We start from the raw sequence: 3,491 nt of genomic DNA, 5'->3' as shown, positions 1-3,491 counted from the left end.
TAAGTTGTGTGAACCTTCAAAGATAGTACTTAGCGGGGACAGTCCCCAGACCTTGTGCCAGGAACTACAACTGAGTGCCCCCTGAATGGTTACGAAAAATTAGTGCGGGGGTGCCTGTCCCTAGTTGAGATACCGTACTGAATTTTATAAGTCTTGCTGTAGTGCTATCGTCTGTCAAGGAAAAAAATGTTTCCAAAATATTCCAGGTAGTTGTGGGATAGTCCCCATATGATATTCAAAGCTAAACAGATATCTCCGCCAACTTGGTTTTGACTTCTGACAGGAGCTGAGCTAAATAGATGCGAGTGCAAAAGGTCTTCTTTCCAGTCGCCGTAGTCAGTGGCCAATAGTCAGTAGTCAGTAAAATCAAAGAGTTAGATAATCCATACTGACCGCTACCAGTTAACACTACAGCGAAACTTTATTTAAGCTGGAAGGGGACTGGCTCTCCCAGCACTTTTTTTTAAATGCCGTCAAACATCCTTCAGAAAAATAAGTGCGTGTTGGTGCCTGTCCCCGGTGGCCGAGGCGATAACTTACACAAAGTGTCGCTGTAGTGTTAACATCTGATTTTTTGCAGGTGCATCAAAATATGCACGTTATATTTTTTCAATTCAACTTTAGCAAGATTAATTTATCTCTATCAGGTTCAAGGATGCAACATGAGCGACTATGAAACAATAATCGGCCTGGAGGTGCATGCGCAGCTCAAGACCCTGTCCAAGATATTCTGTTCCTGTTCCACGCAGTTCGGCAACGACCCCAACACCAATACCTGCCATATATGTACCGGCATGCCTGGAGTGCTGCCGGTACTCAACAAAAAAGCCGTGGAATTTGCCGTCAAAATGTCCCTGGCCCTGGATTGCCGGGTCAATCCACGCTCGGTGTTCGCCAGAAAGAATTATTTCTACCCGGACCTGCCCAGGGGCTACCAGATTTCCCAGTATGAAGAGCCACTGGCGGAACACGGCCACATCAAAATCCTGTCCGGAAAACAGGAAAAAGACGTAGGCATTACCAGGATCCACATGGAAGAGGATGCGGGCAAATCCATCCACTCCCCTTCGGAGGGCCTTAGCTATGTGGACTTGAACCGCTCCGGGGTACCTCTCATGGAGATAGTCTCGGAGCCGGACATGCGAAGCCCCGAGGAGGCAACAGCCTATCTCAAGGCCTTACGCTCCATCATGCGCTACCTGGACATTTCCGACGGCAACATGGAAGAGGGCAGTTTTCGCTGCGACGCCAACGTATCCATCCGTCCCAGGGGCAGACAGGAGTTCGGCACCCGCACTGAGATCAAAAATCTCAATTCCTTTAGAAATGTGCAAAAGGCCCTGGAATACGAAGTTGCCAGACAGATGGATCTTTTGGAGGACAGGGAAGATGTGATCCGGGAGACCAGGCTCTTTGACCCGGACAAGGGCATTACCGTGTCCATGCGAGGTAAGGAAGAAGCCCACGACTACCGCTATTTTCCCGATCCGGATCTGGTGCCCCTGCTGGTGGACCGGGACTGGATTGAAAAGCTGGAAAAGGAGTTGCCTGAGCTGCCCATGGCCAGGCAGGCCAGGTTCATGAGCCAGTATGAACTCCCCGACGAGGACGCTCAGGTGTTGACCTCTGAAAGGGATCTGGCGGACTATTTTGAAGAGTGCGTAAAGCTTTATCAGCAGCCAAAGACGATAAGCAACTGGGTTATGACCGAGCTTTTAAGGGAGCTGAATCAGGCTGGTACCGGCATCCGGGAGTCAAACCTGAGTCCGCAGCTTTTGACCGGGCTTCTGCGCATGGTGGATGACGGCACCATCAGCAACAAGATAGCCAAGTCCATTTTTCCGGAGGTCTTTGCTCAGGGAGTCGACCCGGTGAAGCTGGTACAGGACAAGGGTCTGACCCAGATTTCCGATTCCGGGGCCCTGGAAGGGGTGGTGGATGAAGTGATCCGGGATAACCCCGATGAAGTCCGGAAATACCGGGAGGGCCGCAAAAAGCTCATGAGTTTTTTTGTGGGCCAGGTCATGAAAAAAACAAAGGGTCAGGCCAATCCCGGGCTGGTTAACGCAATCTTGAACCGTAAGCTGGGTTGAGAAGTGCAGCATATATATTTTGATGAAAAGAAAAAAGTCCTGAAGCTGCTGGATCAGAGGTATCTGCCCTCCAGGGAGGACTGGTTTGAGTGTGCAGGTACTGAAGATATTGTTTATGCCCTGCAGCAGATGGTCATCCGCGGGGCTCCGGCCATCGGAGTGACTGCGGCTTACGGCTGTGTGCTGGCTGCCCTGGAGTCCGGTGGGACATCCACCTGGGAAGCGACCCTGGAGAAAAACCTGGAGCTCATTGAACATGCCAGGCCCACTGCGGCCAACCTGGCCTGGGCTGTGAGGGGCATGCAGGATGCGTGGAGGTCCAAAAGTATTTTTTCATCGGAGGAACTGGCTGACTTCTGGCTGCAGGAGGCCCTGAGCCTGCACCAGGAGGACATCAGGATCAACAAAATGATTGGCGCTCATGGCCGGGAGTTGCTTGATTCCGGGGATACGGTCATGACCCACTGCAACGCCGGGGCACTGGCCACCGGGGGTTACGGCACCGCCCTGGGAGTGGTTCGGGCTGCAGTGGAGCAGGGCAAGGAGATAAGGGTCATCGCCAACGAAACCAGGCCTTTTCTGCAGGGGGCCAGACTTACGGCATACGAGCTGGCCGGTGACAACATCCCGGTACGGGTGGCCTGCGACAATGCCTGCGGTCTGCTCATGCAGAAGGGGCTGGTGCAGAAGGTTGTGGTGGGGGCGGACCGTATAGCCGCCAACGGTGACACCGCCAACAAGATCGGTACTTATCCGCTGGCTGTGATGGCGCAGAGGCACGGGATTTTATTTTACGTAGCAGCCCCGTTCTCCACTTTTGATGCAAAGACCCCTTCCGGCTGGTACATTCCCATCGAACAAAGGGATCCGGGCGAGGTTAAATATATGGCCGGACAGATGATTATGCCCCGGGATGTTGATGTTTACAATTATGCCTTTGATGTTACCCCGCAGGAGCTGATTTCAGGCATAATCACCGAAAAAGGGGTTTTTGCTCCAGGTGAGCTGGCTTAAGGGTTCTTGCCCTTGAGTTTAACACTACAGTTGTATTTGGGGAACGTTTTTCGACCGCTCCTGCGGTCATTTTAGACGCGGAGCGTCCGAAGAATGTTCCCACGCGGAGCGTGGGAACAATAAACTGTCTTTATCGTTCCTACGCTCTGCGTGGGAACGTTTTTCGACCGCTCCTGCGGTCATTTTGGACGCGGAGCGTCCGAAGAATGTTCCCACGCGGAGCGTGGGAACAAGGCAACGTATAGGTTATTATTACTTACTTCCTAAGTTGTGTGAACCTTCAAAGATAGTACTTAGCGGGGACAGTCCCCAGACCTTGTGCCAGGAACTACAACTGAGTGCCCCCTGAATGGTTACGAAAAATTAGTGCGGGGGTGCCTGTCC

Annotated in this window: 2 protein-coding genes; both read left to right on the top strand. The window is 52.3% G+C overall.

The annotated features are described in order from the left end of the window. Window positions 1-662 precede the first annotated feature (662 nt). Window positions 663-2,093 carry an Asp-tRNA(Asn)/Glu-tRNA(Gln) amidotransferase subunit GatB gene (gene gatB, locus QZP87_RS08995; protein ID WP_291322586.1) on the top strand — a complete coding sequence of 477 codons (1,431 nt, stop codon included), beginning with the start codon at window positions 663-665 and terminating at the stop codon, window positions 2,091-2,093. 3 nt (window positions 2,094-2,096) lie between these two features. Next, window positions 2,097-3,107 (top strand): S-methyl-5-thioribose-1-phosphate isomerase, encoded by a 1,011-nt coding sequence (gene mtnA / locus QZP87_RS08990; protein WP_291322585.1) that lies wholly within the window; start codon window positions 2,097-2,099, stop codon window positions 3,105-3,107. The last annotated feature ends 384 nt before the right edge of the window (window positions 3,108-3,491 follow it).

The organism is Desulfonatronospira sp., from assembly GCA_003563255.1.
Lineage (GTDB): Bacteria > Desulfobacterota > Desulfovibrionia > Desulfovibrionales > Desulfonatronovibrionaceae > Desulfonatronospira.
The sequence above is the reverse complement of the archived record's forward strand: the minus strand, read 5'-3'. Positions and strand labels throughout refer to the sequence as shown.